Annotated in this window: 16 protein-coding genes and 1 tRNA gene; 8 read left to right on the top strand and 9 right to left on the bottom strand. The window is 68.0% G+C overall.

The window, feature by feature from the left end; all coding sequences use genetic code 11:
- Positions 1-87 precede the first annotated feature (87 nt).
- Positions 88-600, top strand: coding sequence for a DUF3145 domain-containing protein (locus ACQI46_RS06470; protein ID WP_427093139.1), 513 nt, complete (start codon positions 88-90; stop codon positions 598-600).
- On the opposite strand, the gene ACQI46_RS06465 is transcribed toward ACQI46_RS06470, so the two are convergent.
- Positions 597-1,499 carry a diacylglycerol kinase gene (locus tag ACQI46_RS06465; protein ID WP_427093138.1) on the bottom strand — a complete coding sequence of 301 codons (903 nt, stop codon included), beginning with the start codon at positions 1,497-1,499 and terminating at the stop codon, positions 597-599. The two genes, ACQI46_RS06470 and ACQI46_RS06465, sit on opposite strands and share 4 nt — an antisense overlap.
- Entirely contained in the window at positions 1,496-3,076 is a 1,581-nt protein-coding gene (locus ACQI46_RS06460) for an FAD-binding oxidoreductase (protein WP_427093204.1), read from the bottom strand. Before ACQI46_RS06460 ends, ACQI46_RS06465 begins: the two co-directional genes overlap by 4 nt.
- A 53-nt stretch (positions 3,077-3,129) precedes the next feature.
- Here ACQI46_RS06460 and ACQI46_RS06455 point away from each other — a divergent pair, with 53 nt between their 5' ends.
- Together ACQI46_RS06455 and ACQI46_RS06450 are read left to right on the top strand one after the other, a co-directional pair.
- Entirely contained in the window at positions 3,130-3,708 is a 579-nt protein-coding gene (locus tag ACQI46_RS06455) for a TetR/AcrR family transcriptional regulator (protein ID WP_427093137.1), read from the top strand.
- Positions 3,705-5,237 (top strand): glycerol-3-phosphate dehydrogenase/oxidase, encoded by a 1,533-nt coding sequence (locus ACQI46_RS06450; RefSeq protein WP_427093136.1) that lies wholly within the window; start codon positions 3,705-3,707, stop codon positions 5,235-5,237. The genes ACQI46_RS06455 and ACQI46_RS06450 overlap by 4 nt, the downstream gene beginning before the upstream one ends.
- 65 nt (positions 5,238-5,302) lie before the next feature.
- Here the strand turns inward: ACQI46_RS06450 and ACQI46_RS06445 are convergent, their stop codons facing one another.
- The 7 genes from ACQI46_RS06445 to aceE all read right to left on the bottom strand — a co-directional run bounded on the left by ACQI46_RS06445 (position 5,303) and on the right by aceE (position 14,849).
- Complete coding sequence (locus ACQI46_RS06445) at positions 5,303-6,736, bottom strand: acyl-CoA carboxylase subunit beta (protein WP_427093135.1); 1,434 nt, start codon at positions 6,734-6,736, stop codon at positions 5,303-5,305.
- Between the two features lie 15 nt (positions 6,737-6,751).
- Positions 6,752-8,005, bottom strand: a complete 1,254-nt coding sequence (kasB, locus tag ACQI46_RS06440; protein WP_427093134.1) for a 3-oxoacyl-ACP synthase KasB — start codon at positions 8,003-8,005, stop codon at positions 6,752-6,754.
- A gap of 48 nt (positions 8,006-8,053) precedes the next feature.
- The gene (gene kasA / locus ACQI46_RS06435) at positions 8,054-9,304 is read right to left on the bottom strand and encodes a 3-oxoacyl-ACP synthase KasA (protein ID WP_427093133.1); all 1,251 of its coding nucleotides are present in this window, start codon (positions 9,302-9,304) and stop codon (positions 8,054-8,056) included.
- Complete coding sequence (acpM, locus tag ACQI46_RS06430) at positions 9,301-9,600, bottom strand: meromycolate extension acyl carrier protein AcpM (protein ID WP_427093132.1); 300 nt, start codon at positions 9,598-9,600, stop codon at positions 9,301-9,303. The genes kasA and acpM overlap by 4 nt, the downstream gene beginning before the upstream one ends.
- A gap of 67 nt (positions 9,601-9,667) precedes the next feature.
- Entirely contained in the window at positions 9,668-10,588 is a 921-nt protein-coding gene (locus tag ACQI46_RS06425) for an ACP S-malonyltransferase (RefSeq protein ID WP_427093203.1), read from the bottom strand.
- A gap of 143 nt (positions 10,589-10,731) precedes the next feature.
- The gene (locus tag ACQI46_RS06420; protein WP_427093131.1) at positions 10,732-12,018 is read right to left on the bottom strand and encodes a PucR family transcriptional regulator; all 1,287 of its coding nucleotides are present in this window, start codon (positions 12,016-12,018) and stop codon (positions 10,732-10,734) included.
- A gap of 41 nt (positions 12,019-12,059) precedes the next feature.
- Positions 12,060-14,849, bottom strand: coding sequence for a pyruvate dehydrogenase (acetyl-transferring), homodimeric type (gene aceE, locus ACQI46_RS06415; protein WP_427093130.1), 2,790 nt, complete (start codon positions 14,847-14,849; stop codon positions 12,060-12,062).
- A 191-nt stretch (positions 14,850-15,040) separates the two neighbouring features.
- Between aceE and ACQI46_RS06410 the strand changes: the two genes are divergently transcribed.
- From ACQI46_RS06410 to ACQI46_RS06390, 5 genes are all read left to right on the top strand, one after another.
- Positions 15,041-15,619 (top strand): hypothetical protein, encoded by a 579-nt coding sequence (locus ACQI46_RS06410; protein WP_427093129.1) that lies wholly within the window; start codon positions 15,041-15,043, stop codon positions 15,617-15,619.
- A gap of 73 nt (positions 15,620-15,692) precedes the next feature.
- The gene (locus ACQI46_RS06405) at positions 15,693-16,142 is read left to right on the top strand and encodes a DUF3052 domain-containing protein (protein WP_427093128.1); all 450 of its coding nucleotides are present in this window, start codon (positions 15,693-15,695) and stop codon (positions 16,140-16,142) included.
- Position 16,143: 1 nt separating this feature from the next.
- On the top strand, positions 16,144-16,641 hold the full coding sequence (locus ACQI46_RS06400; protein WP_427093127.1) for a peroxiredoxin: 498 nt from the start codon (positions 16,144-16,146) through the stop codon (positions 16,639-16,641).
- A gap of 13 nt (positions 16,642-16,654) precedes the next feature.
- A tRNA-Val gene (locus tag ACQI46_RS06395) sits at positions 16,655-16,729 on the top strand.
- Between the two features lie 39 nt (positions 16,730-16,768).
- Positions 16,769-17,236 carry a hypothetical protein gene (locus ACQI46_RS06390; RefSeq protein ID WP_427093126.1) on the top strand — a complete coding sequence of 156 codons (468 nt, stop codon included), beginning with the start codon at positions 16,769-16,771 and terminating at the stop codon, positions 17,234-17,236.
- The last annotated feature ends 75 nt before the right edge of the window (positions 17,237-17,311 follow it).

Below are 17,311 nucleotides of genomic sequence, written 5' to 3'. Positions count from 1 at the left end.
ACAACTTCATCTGCATTCACTCGTGTTGCTGTTCGGTACACCAGGTCGTTGGGGAAGACGTCCCTCGTGGAGCCGAAGGAGCAGCAGATGCGTGCAGCGAACCAATTCGCCGACGTCACGACGGGCGTGGTGTACATCCACGCTTCGCCCGCGGCGGTGTGCCCGCATGTCGAGTGGGCGTTGTCGTCGACCCTCAACGCGAGGGCGAATTTGAAGTGGACGCCGCAGCCGGCCATGCCCGGACAGCTGCGCGCGGTCACCAACTGGGTCGGTCCCGTCGGGACCGGTGCCCAGTTGGCCAATGCGCTGCGCTCGTGGTCGGTGCTGCGGTTCGAGGTCACCGAGGATCCCAGCCACGGCGTGGACGGGCACCGCTGGTGCCACACCCCGCAGCTCGGTCTGTGGAGCGGCGCCATGAGCGCCAACGGTGACGTGATGGTCGGCGAGATGCGGCTGCGGGCGCTGATGGCCAGTGGCGCGGACATGCTGGCCTCGGAGCTCGACTCGGTACTCGGCACGGCGTGGGACGAGGCGCTCGAGGCCTACCGCGACGGCGGCGAAGGCGGCGAGGTCAGCTGGCTGAGCAGGGGCGTGGGCTAGGCCGGTCGCAGGATCTGCAGCGCGGCCGGGACGGCGGAAACCCGCACCGGCAGCGGACACACGTATTCGCCGTCGGCGTAGGCCGTGATGCCGGGGGAGTCCACGGTGATCGTTCGTGCCCGCGCGGTACTCACCTCGTCCAGGTCGACGTGGGTGCCCTTGAACACCGTCGGGAACAAGCGAACCAGGCGGCTCCGCGACGCAGAGGTCACCATCGTCGCGTCGATCTGACCGTCCCGCGGGTCGGCGTGCGGACAGATCAGCATGCCTCCGCCGTAGCTGCGGGTGTTGCCGAACGCCGCCAGCGTGAGCTCGGTCGTCACCTCGGTGCCGTCGAAGGTCAGCCGGTACGGCAGCAGCCGCAACTGTGACAGCTCGGCCAGCATCGCCAGGTTGTAGCGCATCCGCCCGTGGGGCCAGCGCATCCTGTTCGTCCGGTCGGTCACCAGTGAGTCGAAACCGGTGGCCATCACGGTGCCGAACAGGCGCCGGGTGCCGTCGGACAGGCCTTCGATCAGGCCCAGATCCACCGTGTCGACTCGACCGTCGACGATGACATCGGCTGCTGCTTCCGGATTCCTGGTCGGGATGCCGAACTCGCGCGCATGATCGTTACCGGTCCCGGCGGGCACGATGCCCAGCGGGACGGCGGTCTCGGCGAGGACCTGAAGTGCCAGCGACACGATCCCGTCACCGCCGACGACCACCAACGCATCCATGCCGCGTTCGAGCGCTCCCTCGACCAGCACGCGGGCGTGCGCCGGATCGCGGCCGGCGATCGCCACCACGTCGACACCGCGCTTGTGCAACTGCGTGATGGCCCGCTCGGCGGCGTGCGACGCGCTGCCGTGTCCCGACGCCGGATTGGTCAGGACGGTGACGCGTGCCCGGTCGGTCACGGAATCAGCTTGCCCGGGTTGAGGATTCCGGCCGGGTCCAGGGTCGCTTTGACCGCACGCAGCACGTCGACGCCGAGGTCGCCGATCTCGTCACGCATCCACGGTCGGTGGTCGGCGCCGACGGCGTGATGATGGGTGATCGTCGCGCCGGTACGCATCATGGCCTCCGAGGCCGCGGCTTTGGCGGCGCGCCACTGCTCGATCGGGTTGCCGCGCCGGCCCGCCACCACGGTGAAGTACAGCGAGGCGCCGGTCGGATACACATGCGAAATGTGGCACAGCACCAACGCCGGCGTGCCCGACTCTTCGAGGCTTCGGGTCAGCGCTTCGGTCACCGCGATTTTGACCGCGGACAGGTTGGACCAATTGGTGGCCGTCTCCAACGTCTCGCACAGTGCTCCGGCAGCCAACAGGGCGTCGCGCAGATACGGGGCGTTGAACCGCCCATGCTCCCAGTCACGGGCCGGTTGGTCACCCAGGGACGTGCCGCCCTTGGCGGCCAACAACTCTCGCGTCTCGGAATGGCGACTGGCGACATGGGCCTCGGTGCCCTCGAACGTCGTGATGGCCAGACATCCGCCGGTGATCTGCTGTTCGCCGATCTGTTCGGTGGTCGCCAGGTTCACCCCGGTCTCCGCTTCGTCGGACAACCGGATGACCGTCGGACCGGTGCCGGTCTGCACCACCGCGCGTAACGCGTCGGCGCCGGTCGCGAAGTCCGGGAACGACCAGGCCTCATACCGCGTCGCTGCGGGAATCGGATGGATGCGTACGCGAACCCGGGTGATCACCCCGAGCGTGCCTTCCGAGCCGAGAAGCAGATGCCGCAGGTCCGGCCCGGCCGCCGATGCCGGGGCGCGACCGAGGTCCAGGACGCCGGCGGGAGTGACGGCTCGCAATCCCCGCACCATGTCGTCGAAACGTCCGTAGCCGGCCGAATCCTGGCCAGACGATCGGGTGGCCGCGAATCCCCCGATGGTGGCGAAGCAGAAGCTCTGGGGGAAGTGGCCGAGTGAGAACCCGTGCTCGCCGAGCAGACGTTCGGCTTGCGGTCCGGTCACACCGGCGCCGAGCTCGGCCTCCCAGGAGATGTCGTCGATGGCGTGCAGCTGGTCGAGTCGACGCAGATCCAGGGTGACGACCGCCTTGAAGTCCCCGCGCAGCGGATCGAGCCCGCCGACCACGCTGGTGCCGCCGCCGAACGGCACGATCGCGATGCTGTGGTCGGCGCAGTAGGCGAGCACATGGGCCACCTGCTGCTCGTCGCCCGGCAACAGCACCGCGTCGGGCGCGTCCTGGATGCCGAAATCTTTGCGGCGCAACAGGTCCAGTGTCGATTTGCCGCCGGCGCGCAGCAGTCGGCCGCGGTCGTCGACGACGACGTGCTGGTCGCCGAGGATCGCCGCGAGCCCCGCGCGGTCGGCGGGCGGCAGGGCGGAGGGGCGCAGTCGTACCTGGTCGATGTCGGGTGCCTCGACATCGGCGGCATCGATGCCCAGCGCCTGTGTGAGCAGACTGCGGATGCCTGGTGACAGTGGCTTGGCCAGTGCCGGGTCGCCCCATGCGTTCCATTGCATCGGGGGGTGCAGCGGGTGAGCATCAGGGCCACTCATGAGTTACAGTATTACAGATGGTGTCAATCCGTAACTCTGGATCGTCGGTCGAGGAACGCATCCTCGCCGCTGCGGCCGAGTGTCTGGTGACCCACGGCATCGAGCGCGTCACGATGACCGAGATCGCGCGGCAGGCCCGCGTCAGCAGGCCCACGATCTACCGCCGATGGCCCGACATCCGTTTCGTGCTCGCCGAGGTGCTGACCAAGCGCGTCGCCGGCGTGCTCGCCGCGATCCCCGAAGGCGGCGTCGACCGCGACGCGATCGTGGCCCGCGTCATCGCCGTGGCCCGCCACCTGCGCAACGACGAGGTTGTCATGTCCGTCATCCGCGAAGCCCCGACAATCGCGATGACGTACTTCGCCGACCGACTGGGCACCAGCCAGCAGATGCTCATCGATGCGCTCGCCAGCGCCATCGAAGGCGGCCAGGCCGCAGGGACTGTCCGCGCGGGCGACCCCCGCGGGATGGCCGCGATGTGCCTGCTGATCACCCAGTCGACGATCCAGTCGGCGCAGACCGTGGACCACCTGCTCGACGCCAACGCCCTCGACGTCGAACTCGGCCGCGTACTGAGCGGATATCTGAAGCCGTGACCACCGCATTGAACGCCGCCCGGCGAGAGGCCGAACTGCGCAGCCTCGGTGACCGGCCGGTGCTCGACGTCGTCGTCATCGGTGGCGGGATCACCGGCGCCGGTATTGCGCTCGACGCAGCCGCGCGCGGTCTGTCGGTGGCGCTGGTGGAAAAACACGATCTGGCGTTCGGGACCAGCCGGTGGAGTTCCAAGTTGGTCCACGGCGGACTGCGCTATCTGGCCACCGGCAACGTCGGCATCGCGCGACGCAGTGCGGTCGAACGCGGAATCCTGATGACCCGCAACGCCCCACATCTGGTGAAGGCCATGCCGCAACTGGTGCCGCTGCTGCCGCAGATGGGCACCGCCGCACGAACTCTGGTGCGCGTCGGCTTCGCCGCCGGCGACGGTCTGCGAAAGCTGGCGGGCACCCCGGCGAGCGTCCTACCGCGGTCGCGGCGCATCGATGCCCAGCGTGCCGTCGCGCTGGCACCGACCGTACGCCGCGACGGGCTCGACGGCGCGTTCCTGGCCTACGACGGCCAACTCATCGACGACGCCCGCCTGGTCACTGCGGTCGCACGCACCGCCGCCCAGCACGGCGCGATGATCCTCACCCGCGTCGCCGCGTCAGCGGCCACCGGCACCTCGGTCACCCTCACCGACCAGCTCAGCGGCCAGACACTCGACGTCACCGCACGTGCCGTAGTCAACGCCACCGGGGTCTGGGCCGGGCAGGTCGATCCGTCGATCAAGCTGCGTCCCAGCCGCGGCACCCACCTGGTGTTCGACGCCGCCGCATTCGGCAATCCGACTGCGGCGCTGACTATCCCGATCCCCGGTGAGATCAACCGCTTCGTGTTCGCGATGCCCGAGCAGCTCGGCCGGGTCTACCTCGGACTCACCGACGAAGACGCACCGGGGCCGGTGCCCGACGTCCCGGAACCGACGGCAGATGAGACCACGTTCCTGCTCGACACCGTCAACACCGCGCTGCAGACGTCGCTGAGCCCCGCCGACGTCATCGGCGCATACGCCGGTTTGCGGCCGTTGATCGACACCGGCGCCGGACGCACCGCCGACATCTCCCGTGAGCACGCGGTGACCGAATCACCGTCCGGCGTCCTCACGATCATCGGCGGCAAGCTCACCGAGTACCGCTACATGGCCGAAGACGTGGTCGACCGCGCCGTGCAGGTGCGCGGCCTGAAAGCCGGGCCCTGCCGGACCCGTAACCTGCCGCTCGTCGGTGCGCCGGCGAATCCCGTTGCCGCCCTGCGTTCGTCGGCCGCGTTGCCCGCGTCGTTGGTCGCACGTTACGGCGCCGAGTCGGCAAACGTGCTCGTCCAGGCAAGCTGCGAGCGGCCCACCGAACCGGTGGCCGACGGCATCGACGTCACGCGCGCGGAGTTCGAGTACGCGGTCACCCACGAGGGAGCGTTGACCGTCGACGACGTCCTCGATCGCCGCACCCGCATCGGCCTGGTCGCCGAGGACCGCGAGCGCGCGCTACCGACCGCTGAGGAGATACTCGCCCTCGTTCGCTGAGCAGACACAAAATCGCACGGATCCCGAGGGATCCGTGCGATTTTGTGTCTGCTCGCGCTTGGAACTTACAGCGGGATGTTCTTGTGGCGGCCGCGACGCATCGGTGCCTCGGCCAAGGCTTGCGTGAGCTTCGACCGCGTGTGCGCCGGGTCGATCTTCTCGTCGACCACACCGATCTCGATCGCGGAATCCACACCGCCGGCGATCTTCTCGTGCTCGACGGCCAGCGCCTCGTGCAGCGTCTCCCGCTCGGCGGGATCCTCGACCGCATTCAGCTTTTTCTTGTGCAGGATGCCGACGGCGGCCTTGGCGCCCATCACGGCGACCTCGGCCTCGGGCCACGCAAACACCTTGGTGGCGTTCAGCGAACGCGAGTTCATCGCGATGTAGGCGCCGCCGTAGATCTTGCGGGTCACCAGCGTGACGCGGGGGACCGACGACTCACCAAACGCGTGCAGCAGCTTGGCGCCGCGACGAACCACACCGCCCCACTCCTGGTCCACGCCGGGCAGGTAGCCGGGCACGTCGACGATGACCACCAGCGGAATCCCGAACGCGTCGCACAGCCGCACGAAACGTGCTGACTTCTCGGCGCTTTCGGAGTTCAGGCAGCCGCCCAGACGCAGCGGGTTGTTCGCGATCACGCCGACGGTGCGGCCGGCCAGCCGGCCCAGGCCGACCACGATCGACGGCGCCCACTTGGACTGGAACTCGTCGAACGGCGTGCCCTCGTCCAGCAATGCCTCGATCAGCGGGTGCACGTCATAGGCGCGACGGGCCGACTCGGGCAGCAGCGCCTTGAGGTCGGTGTCGCCGGCCTCGGCCTTGCTGCGGTCGAAATGCCCCTGCTGGCAGAACAACCCGACCAGGCGACGCCCGCGCTCGTAGGCGTCCAGCTCGTCGTCGGCGACGATGTGGCACACACCGGACTTCTTGTGGTGGGCGTCGGGACCGCCGAGCGAGACCATGTCGACGTCCTCGCCGGTCACGCTGCGCACGACGTCAGGGCCGGTGACGAAGACCTTGCTGTCCGGTGCCATCACGATGACGTCGGTCAGGGCGGGACCGTAGGCGGCGCCACCGGCGGCGAAACCGACGACGACGGAGATCTGCGGGATGTAGCCCGAGGCGCGGATCATCGCCTCGAACACCTGGCCCACCGCGTGCAGCGCGCGCACACCCTCGGCCAGGCGGGCGCCACCGGAATGCCAGATGCCCACGATCGGGCTCTGTTCCTCGATCGCGACGTCGTAGGCGTCGACGATGTGCTTGCAGCCGTCGACACCCATGGCGCCGCCCATGACGGTCCCGTCGGTGCAGAAGGCGATGGTGCGCACGCCGTTGACGGTGCCCGCGGCGGCCAGCACGCCCGACTTGTCGCGATCGTGGAGTGGTTCGACGCTGCCGTCGTCGAAGAACGTCGACAGGCGAAGCAGCGGATCACGCGGATCGAGGGTTTCGTTGGCTTCGGACGCCAGGCGATTGTCGATTGTCGTCATGAATTCTCCTGCTGCTCAGTACTTCCCGAAGGCGAGTGCCACGTTGTGCCCGCCGAATCCGAAAGAGTTGTTGATGGCGTAGTGGTAATTGCCGGGTCGTGCTGCGCCCGCAACGACGTCGAGGTCGATTTCGGGGTCGAGATTCTTCAAGTTCAGTGTGGGCGGGATGATCCCGTCGCGCAGGGCCTGCACGGTCAGGATCGACTCGACCGCTCCGACCGCACCGACGGAGTGCCCGAGCGCCGACTTGGGTGCGTACACCGCCGGGCGGTGCCCTCCCATGGCGAGATTGATGGCGTGCCCCTCGGCGACGTCGCCGACGCTGGTGCCGGTGGCGTGCGCGTTGACGTGGTCGATGTCGGTGGCCTGCAGACCGGCGAGCTGAATCGCGCGCGACATCGCGTACCCGGCGCGCTCACCGTTGGGGTCGGGGGCCACCATGTGGTAGCCGTCAGAGGTGATGCTGGCGCCCATGAGCCGGGCCAGCGGCTTGGCGCCGCGGGCCTTGGCGTGCTCCTCGGTCTCGATCACCATTAGTGCGCCGCCCTCGCCGAATACGAAGCCGTCGCGGTCCTTGTCGAAGGGCCGGCACGCGCCGGCCGGATCGTCGTTGTTGGTCGACATCACGATGCGCATCTGGGCGAACCCGGCGATCGGAACCGCCTCGATGCGCTGCTCGACACCGCCGCAGATGGCGATGTCGGCCTCGCCCAGCACGATGCTGCGCCAGGCCTGCGCGATGCCCTCCGAACCCGACGCGCACGCCGAGACCGGTGTGACCACACCGGCCTTGGCGCAGCGTTCGAGCCCCACGACCGCGGACGGGCCGTTGGGCATGTACATCTGAACCGCGAGCGGGGACACCGCACCGATGCCCTGCTCGCGCATGCCGTCGTAGGCGAACACCAGTGCCTCGGCGCCGCCGAGCCCGGTCCCGATCGACACCAGCAGCCGCTGGGGGTCGACCTCGGGGGACCCGGCGTGGGCCCAGACCCGACGGCCCAGCACCGTGGCCATCTTTTGCGGGTAGGACATCCGACGGTTCTCGACCTCGGTCAGTTCGCCGTCGAATTCCTCCTGCAGATGACCACCGATGCGGACCGGAAGGTCGAACTCCTCGACAAACGGGTCATCGAGCAGACGGATGCCGCTCTTGCCGGCCAGCAGCGCCTGCCAGGTAGCTTCCGCATCGGTGGCGACGCTCGTCGTCATCGCCACCCCGGTGACCACCACATCGGGCAGTCCGCTACCTGTTGTCGGCGTTGCCATGTCGAGACGCGCGTCCTTTCTGCGGGTCTGGGTCAGACGCTCGTGTTCCTAATAGCGACCGAAGGCCAGAGCGACATTGTGGCCGCCGAAGCCGAACGAGTTGTTGATGGCGTACTGGTAGTCGCCATACCGTGGCTCGCCCGCAACGACATCGAGATCGATCTCCGGGTCCGGGGTCTCGTAGTTCAGCGTCGGCGGGATGACGCCGTCGCGCAACGCGAGGACGGTCAACGCCGACTCCAACGCACCCACGGCGCCGATGGAGTGACCCAGGGCCGACTTCGGCGCGTACACCGCGGCGTGCTCCACCCCGGCGACCCGGATGGCGTTGGCCTCCGCAGTGTCACCGATCGGGGTCGCGGTGGCGTGCGCGTTGACGTGCGAGATGTCCTTGGGGGACAACCCGGCCGTCTCCATCGCTCGCTTCATCGCCTGGCCGGCGCGCTGACCGTCGGCGGCCGGGGCCACCATGTGGAACGCGTCGGAGGTGATGCCCGCTCCCATGAGCCGGGCCAGCGGCTTGGCGCCGCGGGCCTTGGCGTGCTCCTCGGTCTCGATGATCATCAACACGCCGGCCTCGCCGAACACGAAGCCGTCCCGATTCTTGTCGAACGGCCGCGAGGCTCCCGCGGGGTCCTCGTTGCGCGTCGACATGGCGCGCATCATCGAGAACGCCGCGATGGGCAGCGCCTCGATACCGCCTTCCACACCGCCGACAACGGCGAAGTCCGCGTCACCCATCACGAGCTGACGCCAACCGTGCGCGATGGCCTCCGACCCCGAGGAGCACGCCGACACCGGGGTGATGACCCCGGCGCGTGCGCCCAGCTCGAGACCGGCGACCGCCGCCGCACCGTTGGGCATGATCATCTGAACAGCCAGCGGGGACACCTTGCGGGGCCCACCTTCGTTCATCGCGTCGTAGGTCTCGACGATCTTCTCGCCGCCACCGAGACCGGTGCCAATGACGACCGAGAAGCGGTCCGGATCCACCTCAGGAGCCCCGGCGTTGTCCCAGAGACGCCGCGCCAGGAGCTTCGACATGCGCTGCACATACGACATGCGGCGCATCTCGATGCGCGTCATGTGGCTGTCGACGTTGTCGACGAGGTGGCCGCCGATACGCACCGGCAGGTCCCACTTGTCGACGAAGTCGTCCTCGAGGATCCGGATTCCGCTTTCGCCGGCCAGCAGACCCTTCCACGTGCTCTCGATGTCCGCCGCGAGGGCCGTGGTGGCCTCAATGGCGGTCACCACGACGTTGGGAAAACCGCCGTTAGCAGTGGAAGGACGGGTCACTTGTCGCCCTGGATCTGAGCGCGGATGGCGGCAGCAGCCTCGGGGTTCTCTTCCTCGAGCTTCTGGATGTAGGCGACGACGTCACCGACGGTGCGCAGGCCGGCGAGATCCTCGTCCGGGATCTTCACGCCGTACTTGTCCTCGGTCTGCACGGCGATCTCCACCATGGACAGCGAGTCGATGTCCAGGTCGTCGACGAACGACTTCTCCGGGGTGACCTCGGAGGGCTCGATACCGGTGACCTCTTCGATGATCTCGGCGAGACCGGAGATGATTTCTTCCTGAGTGGCGGGCACGGTGGCTCCTTCTATCTTTTGGTTGTTACTTCGAACGGTGAAATCGAACTATGAACTTGTCGCCGGCTCAGGCGCGCAGCGCCTCAGCCAGTTTGTCCAGGTCGGCGGGGGTCTTGACGGGGTGCGTCGGCACCCCCTTGAGTTCGCGCTTCGCGATGCCGGTCAGCGTGCCGGCCGGCGGGAACTCGACCAGGGCCGTCACGCCGCTTTCCTTCATGGTGGCGGTGCACAGGTCCCAGCGCACGGGGCGCGTCATCTGAGCCACCAGCTTGGCCAACGCGTCGGCCGCCGAGGACACCGGCCGACCGTCGGCGTTCGACAGCAGTGTCGCGTTGGGCTCGGACGGGTTGACGCGGTCGGCGACTGTGGCATACCCATCGAGCGCGGAGGCCATGTATCGGGTGTGGAATGCACCGGCGGTGGCCAGCGGGCGGACGCGGGCGCGGGCCGGGGGGTCCTCGGCGAGCTTCTCCAGCGCGGCCAGCGCTCCGGCGGCCACGATCTGCCCGGCAGCGTTGCGGTTGGCCGGGACCAGGTCGAGTGTCTCGAGACGGGCCAGCACTTCCTGCTCGTCGCCGCCGAGCAGCGCGGACATTCCGGTGGGCTCGAGCGCGCAGGCCTTCGCCATCTCAGCGCCGCGGGTGGCGGCCAACGAGACCGCTTCGTCCGCGGTGATGACGCCGGCGATCGCGTAGGCGGCGATCTCACCGACCGAGTGGCCGGCGGCGATGATCTCCTCGTCGCCGGTGAGCACGCCGCGCTTCTGCAGTTCTTCGTAGGCCAACAGCGTGGCGGCCACCACGAGGGGCTGGGTCACCGCGGTGTCGGTGATCTCCTCGGCGGTGGCGGTGGTGCCGAGGCGGGCCAGATCGAGCCCGCTGATTTCCGACCATGCCGCAAGCCGCTCCGCGGCACCGGGCAGCTCCATCCACTCGGCGAGCATGCCGGGAGTCTGGGAGCCTTGTCCGGGCGCGAGGAATGCAAGCACAGTCTTGTCAGGCACGTCTCTAAGAAAACATTGTGAAGACGGTTTTGCAGGGTGTAAGAGACTATGAACTCTTTCTTAGGTTTTTGTAGATACCCAACAAAACAGCATGTGATGCGACTCTACTGAGACCGCTGTGCAACAACTCACCGGCGGCCGGTGGCGGTAGATGTGACCCGCACAACATCGCTGAGCTGCCCAGATCGAACCTCACTGGCCGTGCCCTGGTGCGCCTGTCGGGTCAACCGGCCGACCGTGGAGGCCACGCGCAACACGTAAGCATCTCGGGGGACGGTCGGATCGCGGCCGGTGAAATCGGCGATCCGACGCAGGCGATAACGCACCGTATTTGGATGGACGAACAATTTGCGTGCGCAAGCTTCGATGGCGCCGCCGGAATCCAGATAGGCGTCCAGCGTCTCCATCAGGGCCGGTCCGGCATCGGACAGCGGCCGCATCACCTCGGCCTCGAGGATCGCCGACGCGGTGACGTCGCCGAGCAAGGCGCGTTCGGGCAGCAGTTCGCGCGCCGACACGGGGCGCGGCGCGCCGGCCCAGCCGGCCACCGCATTCATGCCCGCGATGGCCTCGGTCGCGCTGCGGTTGGCCGCCGCCAGCGACGGTGCCGTCGGGCCGACCACCACCGGGCCGTCGCCGAACACCTTCATCAGATCGGCGAGGAACCGGTCGGTGGGCGACAGGCCGCCCGAGACGATCGCCACCAGCCAGGTGCCGTGCACGTCGGCCAGCGCCGCCCGCTGGTGACGGTTGGCGACATCGTGGACCTCGTCCCCGGCGAACTCGGCCCGGCCCGGATGCGGAACCCCGACGATGACGGTCGCCGGCGCTGTCGCGTCCCAGTTCAGCGCCGCGGCCTGCGACTGCATCTCCGGGCCGACGTCGCCGCGGACCACCGCGTCGACCAGATTGGCCTCCATCCGGGTGTCCCACGCGCCGCGCGCCTCGGCCTGGTCGGCGTACGCGCTGGCCGCTGCGAAGGCCAGATCGCGGCTGTAGCGCAGGATCCCGGCGGTCAGCGCGGTCAGCTGTTCCTCGCTGCGGGCCAGCAGGGGCACCACTTCCTCGAAGAACTCCATGGTCACGCGCACCATCTCCACCGACTGGCGCAGCGCGATGCGGCGACGCAGGTCCTGCGGAACCACCTCGAAGGCCTGCGCGGTGTAACTGACATTGCTGTCGGGATGCCGCATCCACTCGACGAAGTTGACCACCGCGGTCTGGACCACCAGCTGGACGCTGGCGCGCTGGGACGCCTCGAGCTCGGCGAAAAACGGCAGCCGCTCACCCATGGCCTGCACGGCTTCGGTGGCCAACCGGCCCGAGTACTGCTTGAGCCGGCGCAGCGCCGACTCCGGGACGCTCTCCAGGATCTCGACCGTGGAACGAGGCGGGATGAACCGGTTGTCGGCCATCCCTAAAAGCTACGCCTCAATTCTGGCGGAACCCTCCAAGGTCAGGCGACTCCGGGATCCGACGTCTGTTCCGGCGCCGCCAACACGTCGTCGATCTCGTACTTCTTGGCCGCCTCGACCGCCACCGAGGCGTCGATGTTCCCGTCGCGGGCCAGGCCCTGCAGCACGCCGACGACCACCGACTCGGCGTCGGTGTTGAAGAACCGCCGCGCCGCGGGCCGCGTATCGGAGAAACCGAACCCGTCGGTGCCCAGCGTTATGTAGGTGCCGGGCACCCACGGCCGGATCTGCTCGGGAACAGCGCGCATCCAGTCCGACACGGCGACCACCGGCCCGGCCGCTTCGGCCAGCGCCTTGGTGATGTACGGCGTGCCGGCGTCCTTGTCCGGATGACGCAGCGTCTCCTGCTCGATGTGCACACCGTCGCGATTCAGCTCGTTCCAGCTGGTCACCGACCACACATCGGCGGCGACGTCCCACTCCTCGGCCAGCAATTCGGCCGCCTTCAGCGCCGAGGGCATCGCGACCCCCGACGCCAGGATCTGCGCGACGTTGCTGCGCTTCTCCGACGCGCGCTGATACCGGTAGATGCCCCGCAGCAGGCCCTCGACGTCGAGACCGTCGGGCTCGGCCGGCTGCACATACGGCTCGTTGTAGATCGTCAGATAGAAGTAGACGTTCTCCGGGTTCTCGCCGTACATCCGCTCCAGACCGCTCTCGATGATGTAGGCGATCTCGTAGGCGAAGGCCGGGTCGTAGGCGACCACCGCCGGATTCGACGCGGCCAGCAGCAGCGAATGCCCGTCGGCGTGCTGCAGACCTTCACCGACCAGCGTGGTGCGCCCGGCCGTCGCGCCCAGAACGAACCCGCGAGCCATCTGATCGGCGGCGGCCCATAACGCGTCACCGGTGCGCTGGAACCCGAACATCGAGTAGAAGATGTAGATCGGGATCATCGGCTCGTTGTGCGTCGCGTACGACGTGCCCACGGCGGTGAAGCTGGCCGTCGAACCCGCTTCGTTGATGCCCTCGTGCAGGATCTGGCCGACTTCGCTTTCCCGGTAGGCCAACATCAGCTCCGCGTCGACCGAGGTGTAGAGCTGGCCGTTGCGGTTGTAGATCTTGAGGTTCGGGAACCACGAGTCCATCCCGAACGTGCGGGCCTCGTCCGGGATGATCGGCACGATGCGCGGGCCGATGTTCTTGTCCCGCAACAGTTCCTTGAACGTACGCACGGTCGCCATGGTGGTGGCGACCTCCTGCTTGCCCGAACCCTTCTTCAGCGCCTTGTAGGTGTCCCGACCGGGCAGCGGCAACGCCTTGGACTTGGTTCGGCGCTCTGGGACGAACCCGCCCAGCGCCCGCCGACGGTCGAGCATGTAACGGATCTCGGGCGCTTCCGGGCCGGGGTGGTAGTACGGCGGCAGGTACGGGTTGTCCTCGAGCTGCTGGTCACTGACCGGGATGCGCTGCACATCGCGGAAGTCCTTGAGGTCTTGCAGCGCAAGCTTTTTCATCTGGTGAGTGGCGTTGCGGCCCTCGAAGTGCTTGCCCAGCGTGTAACCCTTGATGGTCTTGGCCAGGATGACGGTGGGCTGACCCTTGTGTTCCAGCGCCGCGTGATAGGCCGCGTAGACCTTGCGGTAGTCGTGACCGCCGCGCTTGAGGTTCCAGATCTCCTTGTCGCTCATGTTCTCCACGAGCGCCTTGGTGCGCGGGTCGCGCGCGAAGAAGTGGTCGCGCACGTAGCCACCGTCGTTGGCCTTGTAGGTCTGGTAGTCGCCGTCCGGGGTGGTGTTCATCAGGTTGACCAGCGCGCCGTCCCGGTCGGCGTGCAGCAGCGCATCCCACTCGCGGCCCCAGACCACCTTGATCACGTTCCAGCCGGCACCGCGGAAGAACGACTCCAACTCCTGGATGATCTTGCCGTTGCCGCGCACCGGACCGTCGAGACGCTGCAGGTTGCAGTTCACGACGAACGTCAGGTTGTCCAGACCCTCCAGCGCGGCGACGTGCGCCAGCCCGCGGCTCTCCGGCTCGTCCATCTCGCCGTCGCCGAGAAACGCCCAGACGTGTTGACCGGAGGTGTCCTTGAACCCGCGCGCATGCAGGTACTGGTTGAACCGCGCTTGGTAGATCGCGTTGGCCGGGCCCAACCCCATCGACACGGTGGGGAACTCCCAGAAGTTCGGCATCAGCCGCGGATGCGGGTACGACGGGATACCGCCGCCCGGGTGGCTGTGTTCCTGGCGGAAGCCGTCGAGTTGCTCGGCGGTCAGCCGGCCTTCCAGATAGGCGCGCGCGTAGATGCCCGGCGAGGCGTGGCCCTGGATGAAGATCTGGTCCCCACCGCTGGGATGGCTCTTGCCGCGGAAGAAGTGGTTGAAGCCCACCTCGTAGAGCGCAGCCGAGGACGCGTAAGTCGAGATATGGCCGCCGACGCCGACGCCGGGCCGTTGCGCGCGATGCACCATGATCGCGGCGTTCCACCGGATCCAGGCCCGGTAGCGGCGCTCGACCTCCTCGTCGCCCGGGAACCACGGTTCGAGTTCGGTCGGGATGGTGTTGACGTAATCGGTCGAGGTCAGCGCGGGAATCGCGATGCGCTTCTCCCTGGAGCGTTCCAACAGCCGCAGCATCAGGTAGCGGGCGCGGGCCGGGCCGGACCGCTCGAGCATGGCGTCGAAAGACTCGAGCCACTCGCCGGTTTCGTCGGGATCGATGTCGGGCAGATACGAGGCGACGCCTTCTCGGATCACCCGAACACGATCGGGTTCGCCTGTGCTGCCGGAGTTTTGGGCCAGGTCCTGGCGCACGAACTCGGTGGTCAACTTCCGCTCCTTGTTGGGAGGTGTGGGTGTACACGCGTCCGTCGAGTGGGTCTGCTCCCGGGTGCGTGTACGTCCTATCCTTGTCCAATCCTGCCGCATCCGCTCCGCCGGGTGGGGTGGTGCGGCGAAGGTGGTTGTCGGGTGCCGAACACGCGGGTCAAACGCCGGGCGAAAAGGTAACGTCTGCCAACGTGCTGATCGGTTGGCTGAGCTGCCCCCGGGTTCGGCTTGCCGCCTTTGTCACCGGAAATCTGGCGGCGGTGGCGATGGTCGTGGTCGGCTGCACGCACCTCACCGAAGGAGGCGCTGCGGCCCCGAATGCCGAGGTCACCCAGTACCGGTCCTCGGTGTCGGCGTCGAGCTCGGCTTCGCTGGCCAGCTCGCGTGCCCGCGAAGCCGAGCGGCAGGCCGCGCTGATCACCGAGGCGATCCAACGGTCCTGCGAGGAGATGAGCGCCAGCAGCGCCGAGGCCGTCGGGGCGGTCAACACGTTCGTCGCGGCGCTGAATGAGGATCCGGCTGCGGCGGCACCGACGATGGGTCCGGCGATCGACGCGTTGAACAACAGCGCCGACCGGGTATCCGCGAGCATGACCGAGCAACTTCCGGCAGAGCTGCGCGACGCGCTCACCAGCTGGATCGACTCGGCGCGCGGGGTGGCCACCGCGATTGCCGGGAATTATCCGATCGGCGAGATCAACACTGCGATCACCCGCGTGAACGACTCCAAGACGCTGGCCCTGGATCGCTGCGACGCGGCATACCGGTGAACTGCGCTTGCTGATGAGCGATGGCGTGCGACGATAGAGCGCGTGTGTGGCCGAGCGCACGGTGTGCTCGGTGATGACTGAAGGAGGAACGACCGTGGTGTCGGCGGGTGACCCCCCGAACTACGCCCGAATGCTGGGCATCCAAAACGATCAGGTTGTCCAGGAGTTGGGCTGGGACGAGGACACCGACGACGACATCCGGGCCGACATCGAGGACGCGTGCGGCGGTGAGCTGCTCGACGAGGACGCCGACGAGGTCGTCGACGTGGTGCTGCTGTGGTGGCGCGACGGCGACGGGGATCTGGTGGACATGTTGATGGACGCCATCACGCCGCTCGCCGACGACGGTGTCATCTGGGTCGTCACTCCCAAGACCGGCAAACCAGGCCACGTGCAACCCGCTGAGATCGCCGAGTCGGCGCCCACGGCCGGGTTGATGCAGACGTCATCGGCGAACCTGGGGGACTGGATCGCGAGCCGGCTGGTGCAGCCCAAATCCAAGGCCGCCGGCCGGCGGGCCTGACGTGCTCGCTGTCGGCGACAGCGCGCCGGACTTCACCCTCAAGGACCAGAACAACCAGCAGGTGACCCTGAGCGCCTTCCGAGGCGCGAAAGACGTTCTGCTGGTGTTCTTTCCGCTTGCGTTCACCGGTACCTGCCAACGCGAACTCGACTACATCCGCGACCACGTGTCGGACTTCGTCACCGACGATCTGGCCACGCTGGCCATCTCGGTGGGGCCGTCGCCGACGCACAAGGTGTGGGCGACCGAACGCAAGTTCACCTTCCCGGTGCTGTCGGACTTCTGGCCGCACGGCGCGGTGAGCCAGGCCTACGGCGTGTTCAACGACGTCTCGGGCTTCGCCAACCGGGGCACGTTCGCCGTCGACCGGTCAGGCGTGGTGCGCTTCGCTGACTGCCGTGAGCCGGGGGAGGAGCGCGACGCGGCGGTCTTCGCCTCCGCGATAGCGGCGTTGGGCGCAGGTGGGCAGAATTTCCGGTTAGAGCCCGGCGGCGTGTAGCCTGCCCGGGATCGGGCGCGTAGCTCAGTGGTAGAGCTCTGGTTTTACACACCAGCGGTCGGCGGTTCGATACCGTCCGCGCCCACCAGCGAAACCCTTTGTCGCAGCTGCGTCGTAGGCTGCGGTCATGTCGTGGCGGGACTGGTCCAGCGCCAGGATCAGGCTGACGATGCTGGCGGTGGTAACGCCGATCATGGCGCTGTGGGTCGTCATCGGCTACGTCACCGAGAGCGACGAACCCACCGGCGACTGTCTGGCCGCGGAGAACGGGGTGCGGCGCTGGGCAGCGGTCCTACCGGACATCCACGCCGGAATGCCCGGTGACGTCGCCGCCGCGACCCTGTCCGACGCCACGGCCCAGGCGGCGGCCGGAATCCGCGATGACGCCGAGACCATCGACGATCTGGAGTTGCGAAACTTGGTGACGGCGCTCGCGGAAGAATTGGAGCGGGTCAGTCGCGGCGACCCCAGCAGCCCGCCCAATGGGTGGCCGGACAAGAACTACATGGGCGGGTACCAGGGCAGCGTCAGGGTAGTCGGCGAGATCAAGCGCGCCTGCCCGGAGATCGGCGACGAACTCGCGCCCACCGGTTGAGCTTCGGTCATCAAGACGACCCGGGGCGCCACGCCGGTCGCGTTGTGCGCCAGACGATTCCGTCTGCACAGCATC

It is taken from the genome of Mycobacterium sp. SMC-4, from assembly GCF_050205565.1.
GTDB lineage: Bacteria > Actinomycetota > Actinomycetes > Mycobacteriales > Mycobacteriaceae > Mycobacterium.
The sequence above is the reverse complement of the archived record's forward strand: the minus strand, read 5'-3'. Positions and strand labels throughout refer to the sequence as shown.